Genomic DNA, 25,184 nt, shown 5'->3' on the forward strand with positions numbered 1-25,184 from the left:
ATCCGTATCAGCGCAGGTCAGCCCAGGTGTACGCCGCTGCTGACCGCGCCGGTTCCGGGTCTGTCGCAAGGCCCCGACCCATGCTGTACGACGCGGTGCTGCTGGACCGCGACGGCACCCTGATCGAGGACGTGCCGTACAACGGCGACCCGGAGAAGGTACGGCCGGTGCCGGGCGCGCGGGCGGCGCTGGACCATCTGCGCGCGGCCGGGCTGCGACTGGCGGTCGTCACGAACCAGTCGGGCCTGGCCCGGGGTTACTTCACCGGTGAGCAGATGCGGGCGGTGCACGCCCGCGTCGAGGAGCTGTTGGGCCGGTTCGACGCGTGGCTGGTCTGCCCGCACGACGACGCCGACGGTTGTGACTGCCGCAAGCCGGCGCCCGGTCTGGTGTACGCCGCCGCCCGCGAGTTGGGCACGACCGCGTCCCGGTGCGTGCTGGTGGGCGACATCGGTCGGGACATCGCCGCCGCGCTGGCCGCCGGGGCAGCGGGGGTGCTGGTGCCCACCCCGGTGACCCGACCGGAGGAGATCGCCGCCGCCGGGTGGGTGGCCACCGATCTGCCGGCGGCGGTGGCGGAGATCCTGCGCCGCCAACAGGCCGTGCAGCCCTCGGCCCCGCACACCGAACCGGTCCGGACGGCGCTGGTGGTCCGCTCGGACTCGGCGGGTGACGTGCTGGTCACCGGGCCGGCGATCCGCGCCGTCGCGGCCGGGGCGGAGCGGGTGGTGCTGTTGTGCGGGCCGCGCGGTCGGGCCGCCGCCAACCTGTTGCCCGGCGTCGACGAGATCATCGAGCATCCGCTGCCGTGGATCGACCCCACACCCGGGCCGGTCGACCCGCAGTCCATGCGGAGCCTGACCGCGCGGCTGGGCGCCGTCGGCGCGGACCAGGCGGTGGTGTTCACCTCGTTCCACCAGTCCGCCCTGCCGCTGGCGCTGCTGTTGCGGATGGCGGGGATCGGCCGGATCGCGGCAATCAGCGACGACTATCCGGGCTCGCTGCTGGACATCCGGCACCGGGTGCCGGTCGGTGTCCCCGAGCCCGAACGTGCCCTCTCCCTGGCCGCCGCCGCCGGTCACCGGCTGGCCGACGGCGACGAACCCGTCCTCCGGCTCCGCCGAGACGCCGTGCCGCCGCGCCCGGCCGACCTCGGCGACCCGGGGTACGTGGTGCTGCACCCCGGGTCGGCCGCGTCGAGCCGGGCCTGTCCGCCCGAGGTGGCGACCCGGATCGTCGGGGCGCTGACCGACGCCGGGCACCGGGTGCTGGTCACCGGCGGCCCGGACGAGCGCGCGGTCACCGCCCGGGTCGCCGCGGCCGGCGGCACCGACCTGGGTGGCCGCACCGACCTGGCCGGGCTGGCGGCGATCGTCGCGGACGCCGGCGCGGTCGTGGTCGGCAACACCGGGCCCGCGCACCTCGCGGCCGCCGCCGGAGTCCCGGTGGTGAGTCTGTTCGCGCCGACCGTCCCGTTCGGCCAGTGGGGGCCCTACCGGGTGCCCACCGTCCGGCTCGGCGACGCGGCCGCGCCCTGCCGGGACACCAGGGCGGCCAGCTGCCCGGTCCCCGGGCACCCCTGCCTCAGTGGCGTCGACCCGGACGAGGTGGTCGCCGCGCTCCGGACGCTCGCCCCCAGCGGTGGTGGCGGCCGATGAACATCCTGCTCTGGCACGTGCACGGCTCCTGGACCACGTCGTTCGTGCACGGCAGCCACCGCTACCTGATTCCCACCACACCCGACCGTGGCCCCTACGGCCTCGGCCGGGCCCGCACCTACCCCTGGCCGGACAGCGCGGTCGAGGTCACCCCGGAGGAACTGCCGGGCGCCGACGTCGACCTGGTCATCCTGCAACGCCCCGAGGAAATCGACCGGGCCGAGGAGTGGCTCCGCCGCCGCCCCGGCCGCGACCTCCCCGCGATCTACGTGGAACACAACACCCCCAAGGGCGACGTGCCCAACACGCGTCACCCGATGGCCGACCGCGACGACCTGCTCGTCGCCCACGTCACCGGGTTCAACCAGATCTTCTGGGACACCGGCGCCACCCGCACCACAGTGGTCGACCACGGCATCGTCGCCCCCTCGGCGTCCTACACCGGCGAACTGGACCGGCTCGCCGTGGTGATCAACGAGCCGGTACGGCGTGGTCGGGTCACCGGCACCGACCTGCTGCCCCAGTTCGCCGAGATCGCGCCGCTGGACGTGTTCGGCATGGGTGTCGCCGGCCTGGGCGATCACCTCGGGCTGCCCGCCGACCGGCTCACCAGCCACGACGACGTGCCCCAGGACCGGATGCACGCCGAACTGGCCCGGCGGCGGGCGTACCTGCACCTGTGCCGGTGGACCTCCCTCGGGCTCAGCCTCATCGAGGCGATGGCGATCGGCATGCCGGTCGTCGCGCTCGCCACCACCGAGGCGGTGATGGCGGTGCCCCCGGAGGCGGGGGCGCTCGCCACCCGGACCGACACCCTGCTCGACGCCGCCCGCCGGTTCATCACCGAACCGGCGACCGCGCGTCAGGCCGGAGCGGCGGCGCGAACCGCCGCGCGCGACAGGTACGGCCTCGACCGTTTCCTCGCTGACTGGGACCGGCTGCTGGAGGAGGAAGTATGCGGATCGCGATGATCTCGGAGCACGCCAGCCCGCTCGCCGTCCTCGGAGGGGAGGATGCCGGCGGCCAGAACACGCACGTCGCGGAGCTGTCCGCCGCGCTCGCCGCCGCGGGGCACGAGGTGCGGGTCTACACCCGCCGCGACGCGCCCGACCTGCCGGTGACCGTCCGCAGCCCGGACGGGTACGACGTCGTGCACGTGCCGGCCGGCCCGGCCGAGCCGGTGGCCAAGGACGCGCTGCTGCCGCACATGCGGGAGTTCAGCAACTGGCTGATCGAGCGCTGGCGCGGCGGCGACTGGGTGCCCGAGGTGATCCACGCGCACTTCTGGATGAGCGGTCTGGCCGGGCTGACCGCGGGCCGGCAGACCGGGGTGCCGGTGGTGCAGACGTACCACGCGCTGGGCACGGTGAAGCGCCGCTACCAGGGTGTGCAGGACACCAGCCCGGCCCGACGGGTCTCCTACGAGCGGGAGTTGGGCCGCTCGGTGGACCGGATCGTCGCGCAGTGCCGCGACGAGGTGGGCGAGCTGGTCCGGATGGGCGTCCCCCGGTCCCGGATGACAGTGGTGCCCTCCGGGGTCAACCTCGCCACCTTCGCCCCGCTCGGACCGGCCGCCGACCGGGAACCGGGACGGGCCCGGATCCTCACGGTGGGGCGGCTGGTCGAGCGCAAGGGCTTCCAGACCGTGATCCGCGCGATGGCGCTGGTCCCGGACGCCGAGTGCGTGGTCGTCGGCGGCCCACCCGAGGGGCTGTTGGAGACCGACCCGTACGCCCGGCGGCTGCGGGCCCTCGCCGAGTCGTGCGGGGTGGCCGACCGGGTGCACCTGGTCGGCGCGGTGCCCCGGGAGGAGATGGGCCGCTGGTACCGCTCGGCGGACCTGCTGGTCGCGGCGCCCTGGTACGAGCCGTTCGGGTTGACCCCGCTGGAGGCGATGGCCTGTGGGGTGCCGGTAGTCGGCACGGCCGTGGGCGGCATCCGGGACACCGTGGTCGACGGGACGACAGGTGACCTCGTGCCGGCCCGGGACCCGAACGCGCTGGCCGCCGCGATTCAGGGCCTGCTCGACGACCGGATCAGGCGCTTCGCGTACGCGACGGCGGCACGTGAGCGGGCCCGGACGCGGTACTCGTGGGCGGCGACCGCCGAGCGGCTGGTCGAGGTCTACAGCGAGGTGGCCGCCGTGCGCCGGCCGACCCGGGTGGTGGCTTGATGCCGGCGGGCAGCCTGCTCGACACCCACCTGACGAACCTCGCCGCGGCGCTGGTGCCGTACCGGCGGTGTGAGCGGCAGTTGGCGCGCTGGGGCGCGGACCTGGCCCACCGGCTGGCGGCCGGGGGCCGCCTGCTGGTCGCCGGCAACGGCGGTAGCGCCGCCGAAGCCCAGCACCTCACCGCCGAGCTGGTCGGCAAGCTGCGTGACGACCGTCAACCGCTGTCCGCGATCGCGCTGCACGCCGAGACGAGCGCGCTCACCGCCATCGCCAACGACTACGGCTACGCCGACGTGTACGCCCGCCAGGTGCGCGCCCACGGCCGTCCCGGCGACATCCTGCTGCTGCTGAGCACCAGCGGAACCAGCGCCAACCTGGTCACCGCCGCGCAGGCCGCCCGTGACGTCGGGGTGACCACCTGGGCGCTCACCGGCACCGCCCCCAATCCGCTCGCCGACGCCTGCGACGAGGTGCTGGCCGTCGCATCCCCGGACACCCAGGTGGTCCAGGAGCTGCACCTGGTGACCAGTCATCTGCTCTGCGAGTACCTCGAAGAGGAGTTGCCCGCCGCGTTGGCGGCGGCCGCCGCCCCGTCGATCGTCCACCCCGGGGAGCCCGCGCCGGCCGGTCGGCTGCCTGCCGCGCCGGTGCGCACCGGGGTCGAGGTGGTGCTCGACGGCGGGACCGGACAGCAGGTCGACGCGTGAGCCGGACAGCAGGTCGACGCGTGAGCCGGACAGCAGGTCGACGCGTGACGATGAGGAGGCAAGCGTGAGGGGACCGGTGGTGGTGCTCGGGGACACCCTGCTCGACCGGGATGTGGAAGGTGTGGTGAACCGGCTCTGCCCGGACTCCCCGGTGCCGGTGCTCGACGAGACCGTGGCCACCGACCGACCGGGGGGCGCCGGGCTGGCGGCGGTGTTCGCCGCCGCGCAGGGCGCCGAGGTGGTGCTGGTGACCGCCCTCGCCGACGACGCCGGCGGGGCCCGGTTGAGCGCTCTGCTCGCCGCCGCCGGCGTGCAGGTGTACCCACTGGCCCTCTCCGGCGCGACGCCGGAGAAGATCCGACTGCGGGCCCGGGGGCGGGTGCTGCTGCGCCACGACCGTGGCGGCACGTCCGGGGAGCCGGGTCAGCCCTCCGACGAGGTGCTCCGGGTGATCGGCGCGGCGTCGGCGGTGCTGGTCAGCGACTACGGCCGGGGGGTGGCCCGGCAGCCCGCGCTGCGCGACGCGTTGGCCGCCACCCGCGCGCCGGTGGTGTGGGACCCGCATCCGCGCGGCCCGGCGGCGGTGCCCGGCGTGCACCTGGCCACCCCGAACGAGTCCGAGGTGCGCGAGCTGGTCCCCGCGCTGCCCGGCGCCAGCCGACTGGCCACCGCGTCCCGTGGCGCCCAGGGGCTGCGGCGGCGCTGGCGGGCCGGCGCGGTCGCGGTGACGCTGGGCGGCGACGGCGCGCTGCTCTGCCACGCGGGGTCGACGCCGCTGGTGGTGCCGACGCCGGGTAGTGCCGAGGGGGACACCTGCGGTGCCGGCGACCGGTTCGCGGCGGCCGCCAGCCTGGCGCTGGCCCAAGGCGCGCTGGTCTCCGAGGCGGTGCAGGTGGCGGTCGCCGAGGCGTCCGCGTACGTGGCAGGTGGGGGAGTGGCGACGGCCCTGCCGCCGTCGACGCCCGCGGTGCGGGCCAGGAGCGCGCCGGGGCCGCGAGCCCTCCAACCGGGACCACTCGGTGGTGCCGTGGCCAACCGGGTGGGGGTGGCCGCCGTCGCCACGCTGCTGGCCGAGGTACGCGCCGCGGGTGGCACGGTGGTGGCGACCGGCGGTTGCTTCGACCTGCTGCACGCCGGGCACGTGGCCACCCTGGAGGCGGCCCGGCAGCTCGGTGACTGCCTGATCGTCTGCCTGAACTCCGACGCCAGCGTGACCGGGTTGAAGGGGCCGGACCGGCCGGTGCAGTCCGAAGGTGACCGCAGCCGGCTGCTGGCCGCCCTGAGCTGCGTCGACGCCGTCCTCATCTTCGACGAGCCGACCCCGGAGGCGGCCCTGTCGTGGGTACGCCCCGACGTCTGGGTCAAGGGCGGCGACTACGCCACCGGCGGTGGGGACGGGAACGCCACCCTGCCGGAGGCGGAGGTCCTTCGCCGGTGGGGCGGGAACACCGTGGTGGTGCCCTACCTGGACGGTCGGTCCACCACCGACCTGATCGTCCGCACGCTCTCGGAGCGGATCCGATGACCGCCACGCGGCCCGGCGCCGGGCCCACCGTCCTGGTCACCGGCGGCGCCAGCGGACTCGGTGCCGCCGTGGTCGCCGCGGTGGCCGCCTCCGGTGGCCGACCGCTCGTACTGGACCGGCAACCGCCTGTCGACGGGGTGTCCTGGACCGAGTGCGACCTGGCCGACACGCGGGCCGCCGAGGTGGCCACCCGGCACCTCGCCGAGCAGGCCGGTGGCCTGGACGCGGTGGTCACCGCCGCCGGCACGGACGTGCCGGGTCGACTCGCCGACCTGCCGGGGGAGACCTGGGACCGGATCGTCGCCGTCGACCTGCTGGCCACCGCGGCGGTGATCCGGGCAGCGCTGCCGTTCCTGCTGACCTCCCGGGGCCGCATCGTCACGGTCGCCTCCACGCTGGGCGTCAAGGCGGTCAGCGACGCCACCGCGTACTGCGCGGCGAAGTTCGGGGTGGTGGGCTTCACCCGGGCCCTCGCCGCCGAGCTGGCCGGTCAGGTCGGCGTCACCCTGCTCATTCCGGGTGGGATGCGCACCGCGTTCTTTGACGAACGTGACCCGCAGTACAAGCCGGGGCCGGACGCGATCCTGAACGAGCCCGCCGACACCGCCGCCGCGATCATGTTCGCGCTCAACCAACCGCCCGGTTGCGCGGTGCGCGAGATGGTGGTCTGTGCCGAGCAGGAGACCTCGTACCCGTGATCCTCGTGCTGCGCGCCCTCGGCGTCGGCGATCTGGTGACCGCGGTGCCCGCGCTGCGGGCGCTGCGGGCCGCGTACCCCTCGCGGGAGCTGGCGCTCGCCGCGCCCGGCTGGCTGGCCCCGCTTGTCGACCTGGTCGGTGGCGTCGACCGGCTGGTGGACACCGCCGGGCTGGACCGACCCCTCCGGGTTCCGTCGGCCCCGCGGGTCGCGGTCAACCTGCACGGGCGTGGCCCACAGTCGCACCGGCTGCTCGCGGCCATCCGGCCCGGCCGGCTGTTCGCCTTCGCCAACCGGGACGCCGGCTGTGCCGACGGCCCGCGCTGGGCCGTCGACGAGCACGAGGTGGACCGGTGGTGCCGGCTGCTGTCCTGGTACGGCATCCCGGCCGACCGCGCCGACCTCAGCCTGCGTCGACCCGCGCCGGCGGGGCTGCCCAGCGGTGTCACAGTGCTGCACCCGGGCAGCAAGATCCCGGCCAAACGGTGGCCCGCCGACCGGTTCGCCGCGCTGGCCCGGGCGCTTACCGACCAGGGGCACCGGGTGCTGCTCACCGGCTCGGCCGACGAACGGGCGTTGGCGGCCCGGGTGGCCGAGGCGGCGGGCCTGCCCTCGGACGCCGTGCTCGCCGGCCGGACCGACCTCGGCGCGCTCGCCGCGCTGGTGGCCGACGCCCGGCTGGTGGTCAGCGGGGACACCGGAATCGCCCACCTCGCCACCGGGTACGGCACCGCGTCGGTCGTCCTCTTCGGGCCGGTGCCACCGGCGCACTGGGGGCCACCACCGGACCGGCCACGGCACCGGGTGCTCTGGGCCGGCGGGCAGGATTGGCCCGGGTGGGACGGGGTAGGAAGCCACCCGACGATGGCGGCTCTGCACCTCGACGAGGTGCTGGCCGCCGTGGCCGAGGTGGAGAGGGTGGTGCGGGTCTCCGGTGCGGTTGCGGCGTAGCGACCCGGGTCGACCGGGGTACGGACGGCGTCGACGCGGACGGGGCTGGCTCTTCGTCGACCCGTCCGGTGCTCCGGTGCGGGATCCGGATGTCCTGGCCCGGCTGCGGGAGCTGGTGATCCCCCCGGCCTGGCAGGACGTCTGGATCGCGCCGCACCCGAACGGGCACATCCAGGCGATCGGGATCGACGCGGCCGGTCGCAAGCAGTACGTCTACCACCCGCGGTGGCGGGAGAAGCAGGACGAGGCGAAGTTCGACCACATGCTGGAGGTGGCCCGGCGGCTGCCGGCGCTGCGCGAGCGGGTGGGGCGGGACCTGGACGGCCGTGGCCTGGGCCGGGACCGGGTGCTGGCGACGGTGACCCGACTGCTGGACATGGGGATGTTCCGGGTCGGCAGCGACCAGTACGCGAACGGCGACGACCCGACCTACGGGGTGGCCACCCTGCGGCCGGAGCATGCCCGGTCCCGGGGCGGCTGCGTGGTGTTCGTGTTTCCCGCGAAGGGGGGCATCGAACAGGTTCGCCGGATCGAGGACCCGGAGCTGTGCCAGGTGCTTGTCAATCTGCGCCGTCGTCGACGACAGGCCGAGCGGCTGTTCGGCTACTGGGACGGCCGGGAGTGGCGCGACGTGCGCAGTGACGAGGTCAACGGCTACCTGCGCGACGCCAGCGGTGGGGAGATGACCGCGAAGGACTTCCGCACCTGGCACGCCACCGTGCTCGCGGCCACCGAGCTGGCCACCGCCGGCCCGGCCCGCTCGGTGACCGCCCGGCGTAAGGCGGTGGTCGCCGTGATGCGTGAGGTGGCGGACCTGCTGGGCAACACGCCGACGGTGGCTCGCGCGTCCTACGTGGATCCCCGGGTGGTCGACCTCTACCACGACGGGGTGGTGGCGTCGGTGGACCCGCGGGCGCCTCGCGAGGAGGCGGAGCGGGTGGTCCTGAAGCTGCTGGAGGGAGCCTGACCGGCCCCGTCAGCGTTCTGGGGGAAGCGCGACGGGACCGGAGCCTCGGGCGTGAGCGGGGTGCCACCGGGCGGCCGCCCGCCGCTCGCGCGGCGGGCGCCTCGCCACGGCCCCCGTTGGCGGCCCACCAGGCGATGGTCGGCCGCGTTGGTGTCAGTCTGCCGGCAGCGAGTTGACCGTGGACGCCCGGCGGTTGACGATCCGCGCCAGATCCGAGCCACCGTCGCGATGTTCTTGCGGGGTGGTGCCGTACGCGGCCCGGAATGCCCGGCTGAAGTGGGCCTTGTCGGGAAATCCCCACCGCGCCGCGACGGTCTGCACGGGCTGGTTACGCAGCGCCGGGTCGGTCAGGTCGCGCCGGCACCGGGCCAGCCGCAGATCCCGGATGTACGACGCCACAGTGGCGTCCTCGGACTCGAACAACCGGTGCAGGGACCGCACCGAGATGTGGTGGGCGTCGGCGACGACCTGTGGGCCGAGCGTCGCGTCGCCGAGGTGGCGGTGGATGTACGACTGCACCTGGGTGAGTAGGGCCCGGCGGCGGACCTCGGTGGGCACGGCGTCCTCGGCGACGAGGTGCCGGCCGAGCATGGTGGTGGCCAGGTCGAGGCCCACCGCGCCGAGCCGGCTGGCGTCGGCGGCATGGTACTGCTCGGGGTGCCCGGTCACCTGGAGCAGGAACTGCGCCAGCAGCGCCCCGATGCCCTCGCTGCCGGACATCCGGCCGCCGTAGAGCGCGGCCATCCGCTTCGGCGGTAGGGGCAGAGCGGCATGTGGGATCAGCGTGATGATCGAGGTGGCCTGGTCCCGCTCCGGCTCGGTGGCGTGGTGGCGCACGTCGTGCGGCCGGGACCCGTCGTAGAAGGTGAACTCGCCGGCCAGGATCTCGCTGCGGCGACCGTCCTGGCTGGACGCGCCGATGCCGCCGGTGGTGAGGGCGAGGATGTACAGCTCCGGGTCGGACTGACGGACCAGCTTCCGGGTCCGGGTGGCGTCCAGGGACGGGTATTCGTACTGCACCAGCTGGATCGGGCCGAGCGCGATGAAGTCGGCGCGGGCGGCGAAGTCGTCGCTGTGCGCGGACTGGATGCGCAGCGGCGCCGAGGTGCGCGCGACGAGGTCCAGCCACATGCCGAACCGTTCCCCCGGTGGCAGGACGGTGGTGTCGATGGTGTCTCTCGGCAGCATCAGAGCTCCCTCAGCCCGCTCGACGCTGGATCAGCGCCTCGACGCCGTCGAGGATCCGGTCCAGGCCGAAGGTGAACTCGTCGTCGGGGTCGTCGTCCTGGTTGAGTACGCCGGCGGCGAGCACCCGGTGCAGCGCGGGGAAGCGGGCCGGGTCGATGAGCCGGGCCACCAGCCGACCGTACGCCGGCATCATCTCGCTGGGCTCGACGCCGGCTGCCCGGCCGCCCTCGGCGACCTGCGACGTGAGGGTGGCCTCGTTGCGGACGTACCCGGTGATCAGCAGGAGCACCGACATCTTCTCGCCCTCGGCGAGGGTGGTGCCGTCGAGGCAGCGCAGCCCGTCCTCCATCCAGCCGAGCTGCTGCGGGGTGATCGGCGGGCCGCTGATCGGCACGTGCAGCAGCCAGGACCGTTGCCGCAGCACCTCGTGCTCGGCCCAGGCCCACCGGGTGAGGCCGGCACGCCAGTCGTCCTCCGGCTTGGGTGGGCCGGGGGACGGGCCGTACCCGGCGTCCACCATGAGCATCAGCAGCTCGTCCTTCGAGCCGACGTACCGGTAGAGGGCCATGGTCGCGGCCCCCAACTCCTTGGCCACCCGGCTCATCGAGACGGCCGCCAGACCGTCGGCGTCGGCCACGCGTACGGCGGCGTCCACGATCGCGGGCACGCTCATTCCCGGCCGAGGGCCCTTGGGTGGTCGCTCCCGCAGCCCCCACGCGCTCTCGATGGACGGCGGGAGCACTGGCCCGCTGTCGTCTGTCTTCGCCGCCACATTTCCTCCTTGCCTCGCCATCCTAGTTCTGCGTATGGTCTACGCATAACAGCGTACGCAATACGCAGAAGGAGAATCGATCATGACGACCACCACCACTCCGGCAGCGCGGGCCGGCCGACGGGAGTGGATCGGGCTCACCGTGCTGATGCTCCCGCTGCTCCTGGTCTCGATGGACGTGTCGGTGCTCTACTTCGCCGTCCCGTTCATCAGCGCGGAGCTGCACCCCACCGCCACCCAGCAGCTCTGGATCTTCGACATCTACGGCTTCGTGCTGGCCGGGCTGCTCATCACCATGGGCGCTCTGGGCGACCGGATCGGCCGGCGCCGGCTCCTGCTGATCGGCGCCACCGCCTTCGGGGCGGCGTCACTGCTGGCCGCGTACGCCGACAGCACCGCGACGCTGATCGCCGCGCGCGCCGTGCTCGGCCTCGGTGGGGCCACCCTGATGCCCTCGACGCTCGCCCTGGTGCGCAACATGTTCCACGACGCCAAGCAGCGCGGCGCCGCCATAGCCATCTGGACCGCCACCCTCACCGGCGGCATCGCGATCGGCCCGGTGCTCAGCGGCATCCTGCTGGAGCACTTCTGGTGGGGCTCGATCTTCCTGATCAACATCCCGGCGATGCTGATGCTGCTCCTGCTCGCCCCGCTCCTGGTGCCCGAGTTCCGCAACCCGGCGACCGGGCGGTTCGACCTGGTCAGCGCGGTACTGTCACTCGGGGCGCTGCTGCCGATGATCTACGGCATCAAGGAGATGGCCCGCGACGGCGTCAGCCCGGTGCGGGTCCTCGCCATCGTCGGCGGCCTGCTGCTGGGCGCGCTCTTCCTGCACCGGCAGCGGACCCGGGCGTACCCGATGGTCGACCTCGGGCTGTTCCGCCGCCGTGGCTTCGGCGGGTCGCTCGCGGTCAACCTGCTGGCGATGTTCGCCATCGTCGGCTTCGCCATCTTCACCACCCAGCACCTGCAGCTGGTGCTCGGCCTGAGCCCGCTGCGGGCGGCACTGTGGAGCCTCGTGCCGTCACTGGCCGTGGGTGGAGTCGCGCCGGCCGCCGCCGCCCTCGCCCAGCGCGTCGAACGGGCGTACCTGATCGCTGTGGGGTTCGGGATCGCCGTGGTCGGCTTCGCGGTGTTGACCCGGGTCACGCCGGAGACGCCGCTGTGGCTGCTGCTCGTCGGCGCGAGTGTCTACGCGGCTGGCCTGGTGCTGGTGATGTCCCTCGTGACCGAGCTGGTCCTCGGCGCGGCGCCGCCCGAGCAGGCCGGTGTCGCGTCGGCGCTGACCGAGTCCAGCAGCGAGCTGGGCGGCGCGCTGGGAATGGCGATCCTGGGCAGCGTCGGCGCGGCGGTCTACCGCCGGGAGATCGTCGACGGCCTGCCGGCCGGGCTGCCCGCCGACAGCGGCGCCGCGGCCCAGGAGACCCTGGGCGGCGCGCTCGCGGTCGCCCAGGGGCTGCCGGCGGATCTGGCCGACGCGGTGCGGCACGCCGCCGCTGTCGCGTTCACCGATGGGCTGCACCTGGCGGCGTACGCCGCCATGGCGGTGATGCTGCTGGGCGCGGTCACCGCGCTTGTCGCGCTGCGCGGGGTCCGACCGGCCGACTCGACGGCGCTGGCCGCCGAGCCGACCGGTCCGGCCGACACGTCGTTGTCGTCGGTCAGTCGGTGAGCACGTGCGCGAGCCGGTCGCGGAAACGCCGCTCGGAGTCGCTTACCGACTCGCCGCCGATGCCCAGCAGCCCACCGCTGGACGCGGCCCCCACCACCTGCTCGGCGATCTTCACGAGCCAGTGCTTGTACGCGCCAGCCTCACCCTCGTCGACCCGCGCGGCCAGCAACGCGCCGGCCTCGCCGGCCCGCAGCAGCACGTCGTCGATGTACGCCCCGGGGTCGGCGGGCGCGATGGCCGGCAACTCCTCGCCGGTGTCCGGGTCACCGACCCGGGTGACGATCTCACCGGCCACGGCGGCGACCAGCGGGCTGGCCGACTCCCGGCCGGCGGCGATGGTCTCCAGCCCGGCCGCGTTCTCCGCCATGGTCCGGCGGGTGCCGTCGGACTCGGCGGCGCTCGCCGCGGTCAGAACCGACTGCGGCAGGCCGACCAACAGCCCCCACTCCCCGTCGGAGAAACCGAACCCGGTGTACGCCGGCTGCTCGATCACGGCAACGCCCCTTCCGCCCTGCTCTGCTTGGTCAATCGGTGCTCTGCTTGGTCGACTCACCGGGCCCGACACCGGTGCCCGGGTCAGGCTAGTCCAGGGTCAGCAGGCCCTGTTCGGACACCACGCGCACCGACAGCGTCTTGTACCCGACCTCATCGAAGAGAACCGTCATCTTGTCCTCCTCGTACGAGAGCACCAGGCCCGACCCCCACTCCGGGTGGCGCACCTGGCTGTGCACCGGGAACGGCCCGACCGCGCCCTGGTCGGCCACGCTGGTGCCGTTGTGGCAGTTGTCGCAGTGGCCGCAGACGTGCGTCATCTGCTCGCCGAAATAGGCCAGCAGGGTCTGCCCCCGGCAGGCCCGGGTTTCGGCGAAGGCCCGCATCATGTCGGTGCGGGACCGGGTCACGGTCTGCTGGCGCTCGGCCTCGGCCAGCGCCGCAGCGGCGGCGTCGGTAGGAGTGGGGGAGTAGCGGGGAGCGCCGACGCGCTGCCGGGCGCGCGGCTCGGCCGCCCCGACCTGCTCCAGCAGGGAGAGGTACTGGCCCAGCTTGCGCGGCCCGAGGCCGGTGGTCTCGCGCAGCTCGGTCTTGGTGGCCGGCTTGCGGCGCAGCAGCGCGGCGAGGTCGCGCAGTTCGTCGACGTCGGGCAGGCCGCCGCTGAAGAACCGTTGCAGGCCCACGTCCTCGGCCTGCCACAGCAGCAGCACCCGGGCCGGTTGCCCGTCGCGGCCGGCCCGGCCGATCTCCTGGAAGTAGCTGTCCGGTGAGTCGGGCAGCGCCATGTGCACCACCCAGGCGATGTTCGGCTTGTCGATGCCCATGCCGAACGCCGAGGTCGCCACCATGATGGGGACCTGGTCGGCGAGGAACGCCTCGTGCAGTTCGGCACGCGCGCCGGCCGCCATCCCACCGTGGTAGAACTGCGCCGGGAAGCCGGCGTCGGTCAACCGGGTGGCCAACTCCTCGGCGGCGCGCCGGGTCGGCACGTAGATGATCCCGGGTCGCTGGTCGTCGCGCAGCAGCGCGATCAGCCGCCGCCACCGGTAGTCCTCGGTGGGGCAGTGCGCGACCTCGACGAACAGGTTCGGCCGGTCCAGCCCGGAGACCACCACCTCCGGCTCGCGCAACCGCAGCCGGGCGATGATGTCGTCGCGTACCGGAGGGGAGGCGGTGGCGGTCAGCGCGACCACCGGCGGTCGGCCGATGCCGTCGATGAGGTGCCCGAGCGCCAGGTAGTCGGGGCGGAAGTCGTGCCCCCACGCGGAGATGCAGTGCGCCTCGTCGATCGCCACCAGCGCCGGCTTCAGCGCGGCGACCTCGGCCATCCGCTCGGGGTTGCTGAGCTGCTCCGGGGTGATGAAGAGGAACTCCGCCCGGCCCTCGCGGATCTCGGTGATCGCCTCGGCCTGCTGGGTGGGCGACTCGTTCGAGCTGATCCGCACCGCCCGCAGCTCCGGGCGTTGCCGCTCGTTGAGGGAGGCGATCTGGTCCTGCTGGAGGGCCAGCAGTGGGGAGATCACGACGGTGGGGCCGGGTATCAGGCTGGCCGGGATCTGGTAGATCGCCGACTTGCCGGCACCGGTGGGCAACACCACCAGCGCGTCTCGCCGCTTCATCACCGCGCGCATGGCGGCCAGTTGGTTGGGCCGCAGCGCCTTCCAGCCGAAAAGGCTGCGGGCCGCGCGGCGCAACGTCATCGAGTGCGTGGACAGTTTCATCGAGGGCCGGAGGTACCCGGGCCCATGACCGCCGAAACGCGTCCCGACGATCATGGGCCCGTTGATCGCCGACTCAGCGCAGCCGGGGCAGGACCTCGCGCTGGTAGAGGTCGAACAGACCCTGGTAGTGCGGGCCGGTGTTGGCCACGTAGACCTCGTCGAAGCCGGCCTTGGCGTACTGGTCGATCATCTCCAGGTGCGCGTCGGCGCTGTTGCCGCAGACGAACGCCTCCTTCAGCATCTCCGGCTTGACCAGCTCGGCGGCCTGCTCGAAGTGTCGCGGCGAGGGCAGCACCTGGGACAGCTCACCCGGCACCCCCGCGTTGGGCCAGCGCTCGTACGCGATGCGCAACCCCTCCTCCTCGCTGTCCGCGTACGCCGCCTTGAAGCCGGCCTGGCACGGCTTGTCGCCGCCGCCGTTCTCCCGGAAGCGCCGGACCATCTCGCCGTCGGGCATGGTGCTCACGTAGCCGTCGCCGATCCGGGCGGCCAGGTCGATGGACTTCGGCCCGAAGCCCGAGACGTAGATCGGCGGGGGAGTGTCGGGCAGCGTGTAGATCCGGGCCTGTTCCACGGTGTAGTGCTTGCCGTGGTGGCTGACGAAGTCGCCGCCCCACAGCGCGCGCAGCACCTCGACGGCCTCCTCCAGCATCTCCAGCCGGACGTCGGCCGGCGGCCAGGCGTCGCCGAAGATGTGCTCGTTGAGCGCCTCGCCGGTGCCGACGCCGAGCACGAACCGCCCGCCGTGCAGCACCGCGCTGGTCGCCGCCGCCTGCGCGATGACGGCCGGGTGGATCCGCACGGTCGGGCAGGTCACCGCCGTGGTCACCGGCAGCGAGCAGACCTGGCTGAGCGCGCCGATCATCGACCAGACGAACGGGCTCTGGCCCTGTGCGTCCACCCAGGGGTGGTAGTGGTCGGAGATCCACAGCGCCTCGAAGCCGGCCCGTTCGGCGCCGCGCGCCTGCTCCAGCAACTCGGCCGGCGTGAACTCCTCACTGGACAGAAAGTATCCGATCTTCATGGCTTACCCCTTCGGCGCACGGACCTGCTGATGGGGAGAGCCGTACCCCGGCGACGCCCGGTCACACCGGTTCGCACCGTCGGCCGGGTCAGCGTCGACCGAACATCGCCCGGATCGCGGCGAGCAGCAGCAGGGCGCCGACCACCAGGCCGAGCAGGCGTACGCCGGGGATGTCGGCCGGGCTCGTCGCGTCGGCCAGCAGGGCGGAATCCATCCCCGCACTCTCCCCGGGGAGCGGGCCGCCAGGCAACTGTAAGGTTTATTGACTATTGAATCGCTCAGTGTGACCATGGCAGGACCGCCTGCCGGTGGCGGTGCGCCGAGGGCGCGCGAGAGATGGGGTACGGGGGCCGCATGAGCGAGCGCAACCAGCGGATCGACGGGGGCGCACCGTCGCCGGTGATCGACACTGATCACTCCGAGGGGGCGGAGTGACCACGACCAGCGGGCACCTCCCGGCGCTCGCCGCCGCCGTCCTGCAACCCGGCTTCGTCGGCACCACCCCACCGCCGTGGGTGTGCCGCTGGCTCGGCGAGGGTCTCGGCTCGGTGGTGCTCTTCGCCCGCAACGTCGTCGACACCGAGCAGGTGGCCGCGCTCACCGCGACGCTGCGCGCGGAACGGCCGGACGTCATCGTGGCGATCGACGAGGAGGCCGGTGACGTCACCCGGCTCGAGTCGGTGCGAGGCAGCTCCCGGCCCGGCAACTTCGCCCTCGGCGCCGTCGACGACCCGGAGCTGACCGAGGCCGTCGCCCGGGACCTCGGCGCCGAGCTGGCCGCGGCGGGGGTGACCCTCAACTACGCCCCGGACGCCGACGTCAACTCCAATCCGGCGAACCCGGTGATCGGCGTCCGCTCCTTCGGCGCCGACCCGCTGCTGGTCGCGCGGCACACCGCCGCCTGGGTCCGCGGCCTCCAGGCCGGTGGCGTCGCGGCCTGCGCCAAACACTTCCCCGGGCACGGCGACACCCGGGTCGACTCCCACCACGACCTGCCCCGGATCACCGCCGACCGGGACCGGCTGGACGCCTGCGAACTGGCTCCGTTCCGCGCCGCCGTCGCCGCCGGCGTGCAGGCCGTGATGACCGGCCACCTGCTGGTGCCCGCGCTCGACCCGCACCTGCCGGCGACGCTGAGTCAGCGCATCCTGGGTGGGTTGCTCCGCGACGAGCTGGGCTTCTCCGGCGTGGTGGTCACCGACGCGATGGAGATGCGCGCGGTCGCCGACCGGTACGGCTTCGCCGGGGCGACGGTCCGCGCCCTCGCCGCCGGGGCCGACGCCATCTGCATCGGTGGCGAACGGGCCGACGAGCAGGCCGCCCGTGAGCTGCGCGACGCCATCGTGGCCGCCGTCGCCTCCGGTGAGCTGCCCGAGGAACGCCTCGCCGAGGCCGCCAAGCGCGTCGGTCAACTCGCCGCCTGGACGGTGGCCGCCCGCAGCGGCGGCTCGGCCGGAGCGCGCGGCGCCGCCGACGTCGGGCTGGTCGCCGCCCGCCGGGCCGTCCGGGTCACCGCCGCCCCGGGCACGACGGTCGCGCTGCCCCTGACCCGCGCGGCGCACGTCGTCGAGTTCGAGCCGCTGCGCAACATCGCCATCGGCGCCGAGACCCCGTGGGGCATCGGCGAACCACTGGCCGAGCTGCTGCCCGGCACCAGCACGGTCCGCTACGCCGAACCCGACGTGCCGGCCGACCCGGGCGCCGGGGCGGGTGGCCGCCCCCTGGTCCTGGCCGTCCGTGACCTGCACCGGCACGACTGGATGCGTGCCGCCGTGCACCGCGCGTTGGCCGCCCGCCCGGACGCGGTCGTGGTCGAGCTGGGCGTGCCCGAGCTGGTCACCGGGGCGGTGCACCTGGCCACCCACGGCGCCACCCGGGCCAGTGGACAGGCCGCCGCCGAGGTGCTCACCGGAACCCGCTGACCGGCCCGCCCTACGGAAGGTCGGCGACCAGGTCGGCGTACTCGGGGTGCTTGTCGATGAACGCGGCCATGAAGGGGCACTGCGGCACCAGCTTCGTGCCGCGTGCCCGGAGCTCGTCCAGGGTGCCGCGGACCAGCGTGCCGCCCACCCCCTTGCCCTGAAAGCCCCGGTCCACCTCGGTGTGGGTGAAGACCAGCACCTCCCCGCGCGGCAGGTACGCGGTGAAGCCCGCCAGCGCGTCGTCGACCAGGATCTCGAAGCGGTGCTTCGCCGGGTTGTCCTCGACCAGGGTGCTCATCCGGCCATTCTCCCCGCCGGCTCGGCCAGCGCGTCGAGTTCGCCGAGCAACCGGTCCACCTCGTCGGCCGTGTTGTAGTGGTAGATGCTGGCCCGCACCGCGCCGCCGCTGTCGCGCAGACCCATCAGCTGGAAGTACTCGTAGGCGTAGTAGTCGCCGACGGAGAGGCAGAACCCGGCGGCGCCCAACGCCTCCTGGGTGGCAGTCGGCGACATCCCGGCCACCCGGAACGAGACCGTCGGGCAGCGCCGCGCCGGCGAGCCGTAGACGGTGATCGCCGGCCGCTGCGCCAGCCCGGCGAGCAGCCTGTCCAGCAGCGCCTCCTCGTGTGCCTGGGCGGCGGCCAGCCCGGCCCGCAGCCGCGCCCGTCGGTCCCCGACCGCGTCCGGGTCCAGCCCCGCCAGGTGATCCACCGCGGCGGCCACGCCGGCCAGCAGCGGGAAGCTCGGCGTGCCGTACTCGAACCGGTCCGGCACCGCGTCCGAGGACGGCACGAGCTTCGCCGGGCGCAGCGCCGCCCACCGGGCCGGGTCCGCCACCATCGCCGCCAGGTGCGGCCCGGACCACTTGTACGCGCTGGTGACCAGCACGTCGGCGCCGAGCGAGGTCAGGTCGGTCGGCCCGTGCGGGACCGAGTGCACCCCGTCGACGTAGACCAACGCGCCGACCGCGTGCGCGGTCTTGGCGATCGCCGCCACGTCCGGCATGGTGCCGATGGCGTTGCTGCCGGCGGTCACCGCGACCAACCGGGTGCGCTCACCGACCAGGTCCGCGTACTGGGCGGCGGGCAGCTCACCGGTGTGCCGGTCGACCTCGGCCCAGCGCACCGTCGCGCCGGCCGCCTCGGCGGCCTGCACCCACGGCCGCACGTTCGCGTCGTGGTCGAGCCGGGAGACCACCACCTCGTCACCCGGGCGCCACGCCGCGCCGAGCGTGCGGGCCAGGGTGTACGTCAGCGCGGTCGCGCTCGGGCCGAGCACCACCCCGGCCGGGTCGGCGCCGAGCAGGTCGGCCACCGCAGAGCGGGCCTCGGCCACCAGCTCCAACGACCGGCGGCCCGCAACGTTGGCGGCGCTGCGGTTGCCGACCGCCGACCGCATGGCGTCGGTGACCGCGTCGATCACACCGGCCGCGGTCTGGGTGCCGCCGGCACCGTCGAAGTGGACGAAGCCCTCGGTCAGGGCGGGGTAGGCGGCCCGGGTGCGGGCGATGTCGAACGGCATGTCCCGGACCCTAGCCGGTGGTCTCGTGCCCTGGTCGCCCGCCAGGTGATCACCGTTCGGCGACGACGTCGCGGATGTCTCGTACTCTTGGCGAGGTGACGAACCGACCCGCCACCATGCCCGTTCCCTCCGTCCGCCGCGCCGCCGGTCTCCTCGCCGGTCTGGCGCTCGGCCTCGCCGTGCTCACCGGGTGCAGCTCCCAGGGCGCCTCCACCGACTGCGGGCTGGACGCCTGCACGGTCACCTTCGAGCGGGGTGTCGATGCGAGCGCCACCATCCTGGGCGTCGAGGCCAAGCTGGTCGGCGCCGAGGGTGACCAGGTGACCGTCGAGGTCGCCGGTGAGCAGCTCACCCTCACCACCGGCCAGCAGGCCGCCGAGGCCGGGGGCTTCGCGGTCACCCTGGACAGCGTGACCGACCAGCAGGTCAAGATTCGCGTGTCGCGTAACCCGGGCAGCTGACCTGGGCGGGCGGCGGTGGCCGACGTTTGGGGATCTTCCGAATCGGAGATTGTGACGCCATGTCACTCACCCGTAGCGCCGAAGCCACCGCCTCCCGTACGGCGGACAGCCGGTGGTTGGAACTCCTCGCCCGGGCCGGCTTCATCGGCTACGGGATCGTCCACCTCCTCTTCGCCTGGTTGGCGTTGCAGATCGCGTTCGGCACGTCGTCCGACGACGGTGACCAGTCCGGCGCGCTGCGCACCCTCTCCGCCCAGCCCCTCGGCAAGTTCCTGGTCATCGCCGTCGCGGTCGGCCTGCTCGCGATGGCGATCTGGCAGGCGCTGGAGGCGGCGGTCGGGCACCGCGCCGAGCGCGGCAAGGAGCGGGTCACGGAACGGGTCGCCTCGGCCGGCCGGACCATCGTCTACCTCTACTTCGCGTGGACCGCGTTCAAGGTCTTCAAGGACGCCGGCTCGAACAGCGCCGACCAGCAGGAGGCCCTGACCGGCAAGCTGATGACCTCCAGCGGTGGCCGCTGGCTGGTCGGCCTGGCCGGGCTGGTGCTCGCCGCGATCGGCGTCGGCCTGGTGATCTACGGCGTCGTCAAGCGCTTCGAGAAGCACCTGAAGACCGGCGAGATGAGCCCGAAGACCCGCAAGCTCGCCCGCCGGCTGGGCATCGCCGGGTACGCCGCCAAGGGCGTCGCGTACGCCATCGCCGGTCTGCTGATCATCGTGGCCGCGGTGAAGTACGACCCGGAGAAGGCTCGCGGTCTGGACGCCGCGCTGCACACCCTGCGTGAGCAGTCGTACGGCACGTTCCTGCTGACCCTGGTCGCCCTGGGCATCGCCGCGTTCGGCGTCTTCTGCTTCTTCCAGTCCCGGTACCGCAAGGTCTGAGCTGGTCGATACCACGGATGTCGGGCACTCTTGGGCTTTTGCCCGAAGTGCCCGACGCCTGGTCGAAGGGGAGCACCGAAGCCGTGCAGAACTATCTCGAAACGGCCGTCGCCGCGCTCGTCGCGGCGGCGGTCGCCCTGTTCCTGGTCGAGGTCGTCCACCGGGTGACCCGGCGGTTCGGCCGCCGGTCCCTGCTGTTGACCGAGTTGACCGATCACGCGCACCGCCCGTTCCAGGTCGCCGGAACGGTCCTGGCCGTGCAGTTCGCCGTCCGCTTCACCACCGGGTACGCGGTCGGCGAGAGCTGGCGTCGACTGCTGTTGCACCTGCTCATCCTCGGCGTCATCGCCACCCTGGCCTGGCTGGTCGCCTGCCTGCTGGTCGTCGTGGAGGACACCGCGCTGGCCCGGTTCCGGGTCGACGTACCGGACAACCGGCACGCCCGACGCGTACGCACCCAGGTGGTGATGCTGCGCCGGCTGACCATCGCGGTGATCGTCATCCTGGCCGTCGGCGTGATGCTGATGACGTTCCCCAGCGTGCGGGGCATCGGCGCCGGCGTGCTGACCTCCGCCGGTGTGGTCGGTGTGGTGGCCGCGCTCGCCGCGCAGAGCCTGCTCGGCAACGTCTTCGCCGGCCTCCAGCTCGCCTTCAGCGACGCCGTCCGGCTCGACGACGTGGTAGTCGTCGAGGGGGAGTGGGGTCGCATCGAGGAGCTGACCCTCAGCTACGTGGTCGTACAGATCTGGGACGACCGCCGGTTGATCCTGCCCACCTCGTACTTCACCAGCAAGCCGTTCCAGAACTGGACCCGGACGGAGGCGGCGGTGCTCGGCACCGCCGAATTCGACGTGGACTGGGCGGTGCCGGTGCAGACCATGCGCGAGGAGCTGCGCCGCCTCGTCGAGGGCACCGAACTGTGGGACGGGCGGGTCTGCGTCCTCCAGGTCACCGACGCCACCGGTGGGACGGTCCGGTTGCGCGCGCTGGTCAGCGCCGCCGACGCGGGCAGCCTGTGGGACCTGCGCTGCCTCGTCCGGGAACACCTGGTCGCCTGGATCCGGGACAACCGCCCGACCGCGATGCCCCGGCTGCGCGCCGAACTGGGCGACTCCACCAGCAGCCTGTCCTGGCAGTGGGTGCAGCCGAGGCGCCCGGCCCGCCGCCTGTCCGAGACCGAGGCCCCCGACGACGCCCGTGTCTTCGGCGGCAGCGACGACGGCGACGCCCGCAGCGAAGCCTTCGTAGGCCCCGAAGAAACCCGCCCCTAACCCACCCCGTCCCCGCGCCCCGCGCTGGCCCGCGCCCCGCGCTGGCCCGCGCCCCGCGCTGGCCCGCGCCCCGCGCTGGCCCGCGCCCCGCGCTGGCCCGCGCCCCGCGCCCCGCGCCCTCGCGCCGCCCCCGCGCCCTCGCGCCGCCCCGCGCCCCGCAAGATCGTGCAACTTCCTGGTTGTAGTGGCCTCCGTCCTCGTCGGAGGCCACTACAACCAGGATCGAGCGTGATCTTGCGGGGCGACCCCGACGATCATGAACTTGCCGGTCGGTTTGCCTGGTTTGTCCCCGCCGACCTCATGATCAACGCGGCGGCGCCAGGTCAGCGGGAGGCGGGCGGCCGGGGGAGGGGGAAGGGCGCGGGGGAGAGGTCCGTTGCGGGAGGTTTGGTCGGGCTTGGGTGGGGGATGTGCTGCCGGACGTCTCTGGCGTGATCGCGGCGGCTGGCCGCGTATCGGCGGCGCGGCGTCCGGACAACGGGGACGGTGAGCTGCCTGTCGCGCTTTAGGATTGACGAGCGACGACTTCGGGCATACAGCGCGGTGATGAGGAAAGGAGGACAGCATGGCTGACGTGGCGAAAGCCCGCACATCCCAGAATGGGAGCGAGCCCTCCACCGCCGAGCTGGTGCAGCGGGCCACCGAGCAGATCTCCCGCCTCGTGCGGGACGAACTGACGCTGGCCCGAGCGGAGTTGACCCAGAAGGGTAAGCACGCCGGCATCGGGATCGGCCTGTTCGGTGGCGGTGGCGCGCTCGCGTTCTTCGGCCTGGGTGCGCTGGTCGCCACGGCGATCCTGCTGCTCGACCTGGTGTTGCCCGCCTGGGCCGCGGCGCTGATCGTGGCGGTGGCCTGCTTCCTGGTGGCTGGCATCCTCGCCCTGGTGGGCAAGAAGCAGGTCAGCCGTGCGGTCCCGCCGATGCCGGCGGCCACGGTCCGTAGCCTCCGGGCAGACATGGACACCGTCACCGCCGCGGTGAAGGACAGGGGGCGGCAATGACCGGCAACGGGACGGGCGACACCGAGGCTCTCCGCGAGGAGATCCGTCGTACCCGGGTCGAGTTGGGCGAGACGATGGAGGCGTTGGCCGCCAAGGCCGACGTCAAGGCGCGTCTCAAGGAGTCCGCCGAGCAGGCCAAGGAGCGGATGCGGGAGCAGGCGGCGCAGACCGTCGCCCGGGTCCGCGGTCAGGCCGCGCGTGGTGCCGGAATGGCGCGGGCGCAGGCCTACGAGAAGGGCGAGTTGGTACGCGCACAGGCGTACGACAAGGGTGAGTTGGTGCGCCGTAACCCGGTGCCGTGGGCGGCCATCGCGGCCGGCGCGGTGGCCACCGTGGTGGTGCTGATGATCGTGCGGGGGAGGCGTAGGTGAGTAAGAGCATCGGCAGGGTCGCGTACCGGCCGGTCGGCGTCTTGATGGGTATCGCGGCGGGCGCGGTGGCCGGGGCGATCTTCCGACAGGTCTGGAAGGTCACCGCGGGCGACGGTGAGGCGCCCAACGCGACCGACGAGGATCGCGGCTGGGGCGAGATCCTGGCCGCCGCGGCGTTGCAGGGCGCCATCTTCGCGGTCGTCCGGGCCGCGGTGGACCGGGGCGGCGCGGTCGGCGTGCGCCGGATGACCGGCAGCTGGCCGGACTGACCAGCAGCGACTTCAGCCCCCTTCCCGCATCGATGGGAAGGGGGCTTTCGCTTGGCATCGCACGCCGCCCAGCGCACCTGAGGCATCCGTCAGGTCACATGTCGGAGAAATTCGTCGGAGAGGTCGTGACAGACTTTTTGCCTCCGTGATTTGCTGGTCCCCGCTGTTGCGAGATGGCGTGGGTTGAGAGAAGTCTCCTTCGTGGGGCCGCCTCAGGCGCCGCTGCTCAAAAACGGCCAATCGGCCGGACGGCGTGCACGGCCGCCAGTTTTTAGAGGGAGAAACACATGGCTCAGGGAACCGTGAAGTGGTTCAACGCTGACAAGGGCTTCGGCTTCATCACCGTCGATGGTGGGGGTGCTGACGTGTTCGTCCACTTCTCGGCCATCCAGACCAGCGGCTACCGCTCGCTGGAGGAGAACCAGCGGGTGGAGTTCGAGATTGCTCAGGGTCAGAAGGGCCCGCAGGCTGAGCAGGTCCGTCCCATCTGATTGAGACGGCCGGCCCCCGCCGGCCAGTGGGACGATCCGGCTCAAGGGTCGCTCAAAGCCCCGCATCCCCGGTTGGGGATGCGGGGCTTTCCACCTACTCGGGCTCCCGGTGGAGCGACGGCTCAGCGTCGACGCGAGCGCAGGCCGAGCCAGAGCACCACCAGCCCGGCCAGCGCCACGAGCGGGCCGATCAGCGCCCAGATCTTCTCGTCGGTCATCACGCTGCCGCTGACGTAGCCGAGGCCCTGGACCGTCCACACCGCACCGATCACCACGGCCAACAGGCCGAGGGTGAGCGGAAGCCAGCCTCTCATCGCGTCCCCTCTCCGCCGCCCGGGGCGGCGCGCCGCCGTCCAGCATCGCCGGCCGGGCGGCGCGACGCGAGCACCCCGGGCGCGCGGGTCACCACCGGTCGTGCACCTGCGGGCGAATCAGCTCGTCGTAGGTCTCGCGGACGGCTGCCAACTGCTCGTCGGTGAGCGGGGACAGGGCCGCCGTGGCGGCGTTGCGGCGGGCCTGCTCGGCATCGCGGGCACCGGGGATGACCACGGTGACGCCCGCCTGGTCCAACACCCAGCGCAGCGCGAACTGCGCCATCGTGCGGTCCGCGTCGACCAGCGGGGCCAGCCGGCGTACGGCGGCCAGACCTCGGTCGAAGTCGACTCCGGAGAACGTCTCTCCGACGTCGAAGGCCGCGCCGTGCCGGTTGTAGTTGCGGTGGTCGTCGGCGGGGAACTCGGTGTGCTCGTCGTAGCGGCCGGAGAGCAGGCCGCTGGCGAGCGGCACGCGGGCGATGATGCCGACACCGGCGGCCGCCGCGGCCGGCAGCACCCGCTCCAGCGGCTTGTGGCGGACCGCGTTGAGGATGATCTGGACGCTCGCCACCCCCGGTCGGGCGATCGCGGTGAGGGCCTGGTCGCAGGTCTCGACGCTGACCCCGTACCCGGCGATGGCCTTCTCGGCGACGAGGGTGTCCAGGCCGTCGAAGACCTCGTCGGAGGAGAAGACCTCGGTGGGCGGGCAGTGCAACTGGACCAGGTCCAGGGTGTCCATGCCGAGGTTGGACCGGGAGCGGTCGGTCCACTGCCGGAAGTTGGCCAGGGTGTACGCCTCCGGCCGCTGCTCGACGCGGCGACCCATCTTGGTGGCGACGGTCAGCCCGGCGTCGGGCCGGCTGCGCAGGAAGCGGCCGATCAGCTGCTCGCTGCGGCCGTCGCCGTACACGTCGGCGGTGTCGAGGAAGGTGACCCCGGCGTCCACGGCGGCGGCGAGCACCGCCATGGCGTCGTCCTCGCTGACGGTGCCCCAGTCGGCGCCGAGTTGCCAGGCGCCCAGACCGACCGCGCCAACGGTCCGGCCGAGCCGGTTGAAGCTGCGCTGTTCCATGCCCCCGAGCCTAGTGATCGGGTTGCCGCCCTGCCACGCGAGCCGTACCGTAGCAGTACGAACG

27 protein-coding genes are annotated in these 25,184 nt (G+C 73.4%); 17 read left to right on the plus strand and 10 right to left on the minus strand.

The genetic code is table 11. The features are described 5' to 3' along the window. The first annotated feature begins 95 nt into the window (after positions 1 to 95). The 8 genes from ACIBD9_RS11995 to ACIBD9_RS12030 all read left to right on the plus strand — a co-directional run bounded on the left by ACIBD9_RS11995 (position 96) and on the right by ACIBD9_RS12030 (position 8,678). Positions 96 to 1,658, plus strand: a complete 1,563-nt coding sequence (locus tag ACIBD9_RS11995) for an HAD-IIIA family hydrolase (RefSeq protein ID WP_396717179.1) — start codon at positions 96 to 98, stop codon at positions 1,656 to 1,658. Then, a complete protein-coding gene (locus ACIBD9_RS12000) occupies positions 1,655 to 2,629 on the plus strand; it encodes a glycosyltransferase (protein ID WP_396716887.1) in 975 nt (324 codons plus the stop codon). Before ACIBD9_RS11995 ends, ACIBD9_RS12000 begins: the two co-directional genes overlap by 4 nt. Continuing rightward, the gene (locus ACIBD9_RS12005; protein ID WP_387175522.1) at positions 2,614 to 3,831 is read left to right on the plus strand and encodes a glycosyltransferase; all 1,218 of its coding nucleotides are present in this window, start codon (positions 2,614 to 2,616) and stop codon (positions 3,829 to 3,831) included. The genes ACIBD9_RS12000 and ACIBD9_RS12005 overlap by 16 nt, the downstream gene beginning before the upstream one ends. Further along, entirely contained in the window at positions 3,828 to 4,538 is a 711-nt protein-coding gene (locus tag ACIBD9_RS12010; protein WP_396716889.1) for an SIS domain-containing protein, read from the plus strand. Before ACIBD9_RS12005 ends, ACIBD9_RS12010 begins: the two co-directional genes overlap by 4 nt. Positions 4,539 to 4,602: 64 nt before the next feature. After that, positions 4,603 to 6,063 carry a PfkB family carbohydrate kinase gene (locus tag ACIBD9_RS12015; RefSeq protein ID WP_396716891.1) on the plus strand — a complete coding sequence of 487 codons (1,461 nt, stop codon included), beginning with the start codon at positions 4,603 to 4,605 and terminating at the stop codon, positions 6,061 to 6,063. After that, the gene (locus tag ACIBD9_RS12020) at positions 6,060 to 6,761 is read left to right on the plus strand and encodes an SDR family oxidoreductase (protein ID WP_396716893.1); all 702 of its coding nucleotides are present in this window, start codon (positions 6,060 to 6,062) and stop codon (positions 6,759 to 6,761) included. Before ACIBD9_RS12015 ends, ACIBD9_RS12020 begins: the two co-directional genes overlap by 4 nt. Beyond that, a complete protein-coding gene (locus ACIBD9_RS12025) occupies positions 6,758 to 7,711 on the plus strand; it encodes a glycosyltransferase family 9 protein (protein WP_396716895.1) in 954 nt (317 codons plus the stop codon). The genes ACIBD9_RS12020 and ACIBD9_RS12025 overlap by 4 nt, the downstream gene beginning before the upstream one ends. Then, positions 7,695 to 8,678: a DNA topoisomerase IB gene (locus tag ACIBD9_RS12030; RefSeq protein WP_396716897.1), complete on the plus strand. Its 984-nt coding sequence runs from the start codon at positions 7,695 to 7,697 to the stop codon at positions 8,676 to 8,678. The genes ACIBD9_RS12025 and ACIBD9_RS12030 overlap by 17 nt, the downstream gene beginning before the upstream one ends. Before the next feature lie 153 nt (positions 8,679 to 8,831). Here ACIBD9_RS12030 and ACIBD9_RS12035 read toward each other — a convergent pair whose 3' ends face one another. Together ACIBD9_RS12035 and ACIBD9_RS12040 are read right to left on the minus strand one after the other, a co-directional pair. Continuing rightward, positions 8,832 to 9,866, minus strand: a complete 1,035-nt coding sequence (locus ACIBD9_RS12035) for a helix-turn-helix domain-containing protein (RefSeq protein WP_396716899.1) — start codon at positions 9,864 to 9,866, stop codon at positions 8,832 to 8,834. 10 nt (positions 9,867 to 9,876) lie between these two features. After that, on the minus strand, positions 9,877 to 10,638 hold the full coding sequence (locus ACIBD9_RS12040) for a TetR/AcrR family transcriptional regulator (RefSeq protein ID WP_396716901.1): 762 nt from the start codon (positions 10,636 to 10,638) through the stop codon (positions 9,877 to 9,879). Positions 10,639 to 10,720: 82 nt separating this feature from the next. Between ACIBD9_RS12040 and ACIBD9_RS12045 the strand changes: the two genes are divergently transcribed. Further along, positions 10,721 to 12,310, plus strand: a complete 1,590-nt coding sequence (locus ACIBD9_RS12045; RefSeq protein WP_396716903.1) for an MFS transporter — start codon at positions 10,721 to 10,723, stop codon at positions 12,308 to 12,310. On the opposite strand, the gene ACIBD9_RS12050 is transcribed toward ACIBD9_RS12045, so the two are convergent. The 4 genes from ACIBD9_RS12050 to ACIBD9_RS12065 form a co-directional block, all read right to left on the minus strand. Next, positions 12,300 to 12,803 (minus strand): hypothetical protein, encoded by a 504-nt coding sequence (locus ACIBD9_RS12050; RefSeq protein WP_387175506.1) that lies wholly within the window; start codon positions 12,801 to 12,803, stop codon positions 12,300 to 12,302. The two genes, ACIBD9_RS12045 and ACIBD9_RS12050, sit on opposite strands and share 11 nt — an antisense overlap. A gap of 88 nt (positions 12,804 to 12,891) precedes the next feature. Then, the gene (locus ACIBD9_RS12055) at positions 12,892 to 14,523 is read right to left on the minus strand and encodes a RecQ family ATP-dependent DNA helicase (protein ID WP_396716905.1); all 1,632 of its coding nucleotides are present in this window, start codon (positions 14,521 to 14,523) and stop codon (positions 12,892 to 12,894) included. 73 nt (positions 14,524 to 14,596) lie between these two features. Then, on the minus strand, positions 14,597 to 15,547 hold the full coding sequence (locus ACIBD9_RS12060; RefSeq protein WP_396716907.1) for a TIGR03557 family F420-dependent LLM class oxidoreductase: 951 nt from the start codon (positions 15,545 to 15,547) through the stop codon (positions 14,597 to 14,599). Positions 15,548 to 15,635: 88 nt separating this feature from the next. Next, the gene (locus ACIBD9_RS12065; RefSeq protein ID WP_007458111.1) at positions 15,636 to 15,761 is read right to left on the minus strand and encodes a hypothetical protein; all 126 of its coding nucleotides are present in this window, start codon (positions 15,759 to 15,761) and stop codon (positions 15,636 to 15,638) included. Between the two features lie 217 nt (positions 15,762 to 15,978). Between ACIBD9_RS12065 and ACIBD9_RS12070 the strand changes: the two genes are divergently transcribed. Next, positions 15,979 to 17,469 (plus strand): glycoside hydrolase family 3 protein, encoded by a 1,491-nt coding sequence (locus ACIBD9_RS12070; RefSeq protein ID WP_396716910.1) that lies wholly within the window; start codon positions 15,979 to 15,981, stop codon positions 17,467 to 17,469. Between the two features lie 10 nt (positions 17,470 to 17,479). Here ACIBD9_RS12070 and ACIBD9_RS12075 read toward each other — a convergent pair whose 3' ends face one another. Both ACIBD9_RS12075 and ACIBD9_RS12080 read right to left on the minus strand, forming a co-directional pair. Then, complete coding sequence (locus tag ACIBD9_RS12075; protein ID WP_387175497.1) at positions 17,480 to 17,767, minus strand: GNAT family N-acetyltransferase; 288 nt, start codon at positions 17,765 to 17,767, stop codon at positions 17,480 to 17,482. Beyond that, entirely contained in the window at positions 17,764 to 18,990 is a 1,227-nt protein-coding gene (locus tag ACIBD9_RS12080; RefSeq protein ID WP_396716912.1) for a cysteine desulfurase-like protein, read from the minus strand. Before ACIBD9_RS12080 ends, ACIBD9_RS12075 begins: the two co-directional genes overlap by 4 nt. Positions 18,991 to 19,085: 95 nt before the next feature. Here ACIBD9_RS12080 and ACIBD9_RS12085 point away from each other — a divergent pair, with 95 nt between their 5' ends. The 7 genes from ACIBD9_RS12085 to ACIBD9_RS12115 all read left to right on the plus strand — a co-directional run bounded on the left by ACIBD9_RS12085 (position 19,086) and on the right by ACIBD9_RS12115 (position 23,734). Continuing rightward, positions 19,086 to 19,451 (plus strand): hypothetical protein, encoded by a 366-nt coding sequence (locus tag ACIBD9_RS12085; protein WP_396716914.1) that lies wholly within the window; start codon positions 19,086 to 19,088, stop codon positions 19,449 to 19,451. 59 nt (positions 19,452 to 19,510) lie between these two features. Next, the gene (locus tag ACIBD9_RS12090; protein ID WP_396716916.1) at positions 19,511 to 20,332 is read left to right on the plus strand and encodes a DUF1206 domain-containing protein; all 822 of its coding nucleotides are present in this window, start codon (positions 19,511 to 19,513) and stop codon (positions 20,330 to 20,332) included. Between the two features lie 83 nt (positions 20,333 to 20,415). Next, the gene (locus tag ACIBD9_RS12095) at positions 20,416 to 21,603 is read left to right on the plus strand and encodes a mechanosensitive ion channel family protein (RefSeq protein ID WP_396717181.1); all 1,188 of its coding nucleotides are present in this window, start codon (positions 20,416 to 20,418) and stop codon (positions 21,601 to 21,603) included. A 565-nt stretch (positions 21,604 to 22,168) separates the two neighbouring features. After that, a complete protein-coding gene (locus tag ACIBD9_RS12100; RefSeq protein WP_238661390.1) occupies positions 22,169 to 22,603 on the plus strand; it encodes a phage holin family protein in 435 nt (144 codons plus the stop codon). Beyond that, a complete protein-coding gene (locus tag ACIBD9_RS12105) occupies positions 22,600 to 22,974 on the plus strand; it encodes a DUF3618 domain-containing protein (RefSeq protein ID WP_196927356.1) in 375 nt (124 codons plus the stop codon). The genes ACIBD9_RS12100 and ACIBD9_RS12105 overlap by 4 nt, the downstream gene beginning before the upstream one ends. Beyond that, entirely contained in the window at positions 22,971 to 23,243 is a 273-nt protein-coding gene (locus ACIBD9_RS12110; protein ID WP_030338235.1) for a DUF4235 domain-containing protein, read from the plus strand. The genes ACIBD9_RS12105 and ACIBD9_RS12110 overlap by 4 nt, the downstream gene beginning before the upstream one ends. A gap of 287 nt (positions 23,244 to 23,530) precedes the next feature. Further along, positions 23,531 to 23,734 (plus strand): cold-shock protein, encoded by a 204-nt coding sequence (locus ACIBD9_RS12115; protein ID WP_030338233.1) that lies wholly within the window; start codon positions 23,531 to 23,533, stop codon positions 23,732 to 23,734. 122 nt (positions 23,735 to 23,856) lie between these two features. Here ACIBD9_RS12115 and ACIBD9_RS12120 read toward each other — a convergent pair whose 3' ends face one another. Beyond that, the gene (locus ACIBD9_RS12120) at positions 23,857 to 24,048 is read right to left on the minus strand and encodes a hypothetical protein (RefSeq protein WP_387175485.1); all 192 of its coding nucleotides are present in this window, start codon (positions 24,046 to 24,048) and stop codon (positions 23,857 to 23,859) included. Positions 24,049 to 24,136: 88 nt separating this feature from the next. Beyond that, positions 24,137 to 25,120, minus strand: coding sequence for an aldo/keto reductase (locus ACIBD9_RS12125; RefSeq protein WP_396716919.1), 984 nt, complete (start codon positions 25,118 to 25,120; stop codon positions 24,137 to 24,139). Positions 25,121 to 25,184: the final 64 nt, after the last annotated feature.

It is taken from the genome of Micromonospora sp. NPDC050784, assembly GCF_044456765.1.
In the GTDB taxonomy this organism is placed as follows: domain Bacteria; phylum Actinomycetota; class Actinomycetes; order Mycobacteriales; family Micromonosporaceae; genus Micromonospora; species Micromonospora foliorum.

What these genes read in the sequence shown, in the direction of transcription:
- ACIBD9_RS12000 (WP_396716887.1), top strand. Translation starts at nt 1,655, where the DNA reads ATGAACATCCTGCTCTGGCACGTGCACGGCTCCTGGACCACGTCGTTC.
- ACIBD9_RS12005 (WP_387175522.1), top strand. Translation starts at nt 2,614, where the DNA reads ATGCGGATCGCGATGATCTCGGAGCACGCCAGCCCGCTCGCCGTCCTC.
- ACIBD9_RS12020 (WP_396716893.1), top strand. Translation starts at nt 6,060, where the DNA reads ATGACCGCCACGCGGCCCGGCGCCGGGCCCACCGTCCTGGTCACCGGC.
- ACIBD9_RS12035 (WP_396716899.1), bottom strand. Translation starts at nt 9,866, where the DNA reads ATGCTGCCGAGAGACACCATCGACACCACCGTCCTGCCACCGGGGGAA.
- ACIBD9_RS12045 (WP_396716903.1), top strand. Translation starts at nt 10,721, where the DNA reads ATGACGACCACCACCACTCCGGCAGCGCGGGCCGGCCGACGGGAGTGG.
- ACIBD9_RS12055 (WP_396716905.1), bottom strand. Translation starts at nt 14,523, where the DNA reads ATGAAACTGTCCACGCACTCGATGACGTTGCGCCGCGCGGCCCGCAGC.
- ACIBD9_RS12060 (WP_396716907.1), bottom strand. Translation starts at nt 15,547, where the DNA reads ATGAAGATCGGATACTTTCTGTCCAGTGAGGAGTTCACGCCGGCCGAG.
- ACIBD9_RS12065 (WP_007458111.1), bottom strand. Translation starts at nt 15,761, where the DNA reads ATGGATTCCGCCCTGCTGGCCGACGCGACGAGCCCGGCCGACATCCCC.
- ACIBD9_RS12075 (WP_387175497.1), bottom strand. Translation starts at nt 17,767, where the DNA reads ATGAGCACCCTGGTCGAGGACAACCCGGCGAAGCACCGCTTCGAGATC.
- ACIBD9_RS12080 (WP_396716912.1), bottom strand. Translation starts at nt 18,990, where the DNA reads ATGCCGTTCGACATCGCCCGCACCCGGGCCGCCTACCCCGCCCTGACC.
- ACIBD9_RS12090 (WP_396716916.1), top strand. Translation starts at nt 19,511, where the DNA reads ATGTCACTCACCCGTAGCGCCGAAGCCACCGCCTCCCGTACGGCGGAC.
- ACIBD9_RS12100 (WP_238661390.1), top strand. Translation starts at nt 22,169, where the DNA reads ATGGCTGACGTGGCGAAAGCCCGCACATCCCAGAATGGGAGCGAGCCC.
- ACIBD9_RS12105 (WP_196927356.1), top strand. Translation starts at nt 22,600, where the DNA reads ATGACCGGCAACGGGACGGGCGACACCGAGGCTCTCCGCGAGGAGATC.
- ACIBD9_RS12115 (WP_030338233.1), top strand. Translation starts at nt 23,531, where the DNA reads ATGGCTCAGGGAACCGTGAAGTGGTTCAACGCTGACAAGGGCTTCGGC.
- ACIBD9_RS12120 (WP_387175485.1), bottom strand. Translation starts at nt 24,048, where the DNA reads ATGAGAGGCTGGCTTCCGCTCACCCTCGGCCTGTTGGCCGTGGTGATC.
- ACIBD9_RS12125 (WP_396716919.1), bottom strand. Translation starts at nt 25,120, where the DNA reads ATGGAACAGCGCAGCTTCAACCGGCTCGGCCGGACCGTTGGCGCGGTC.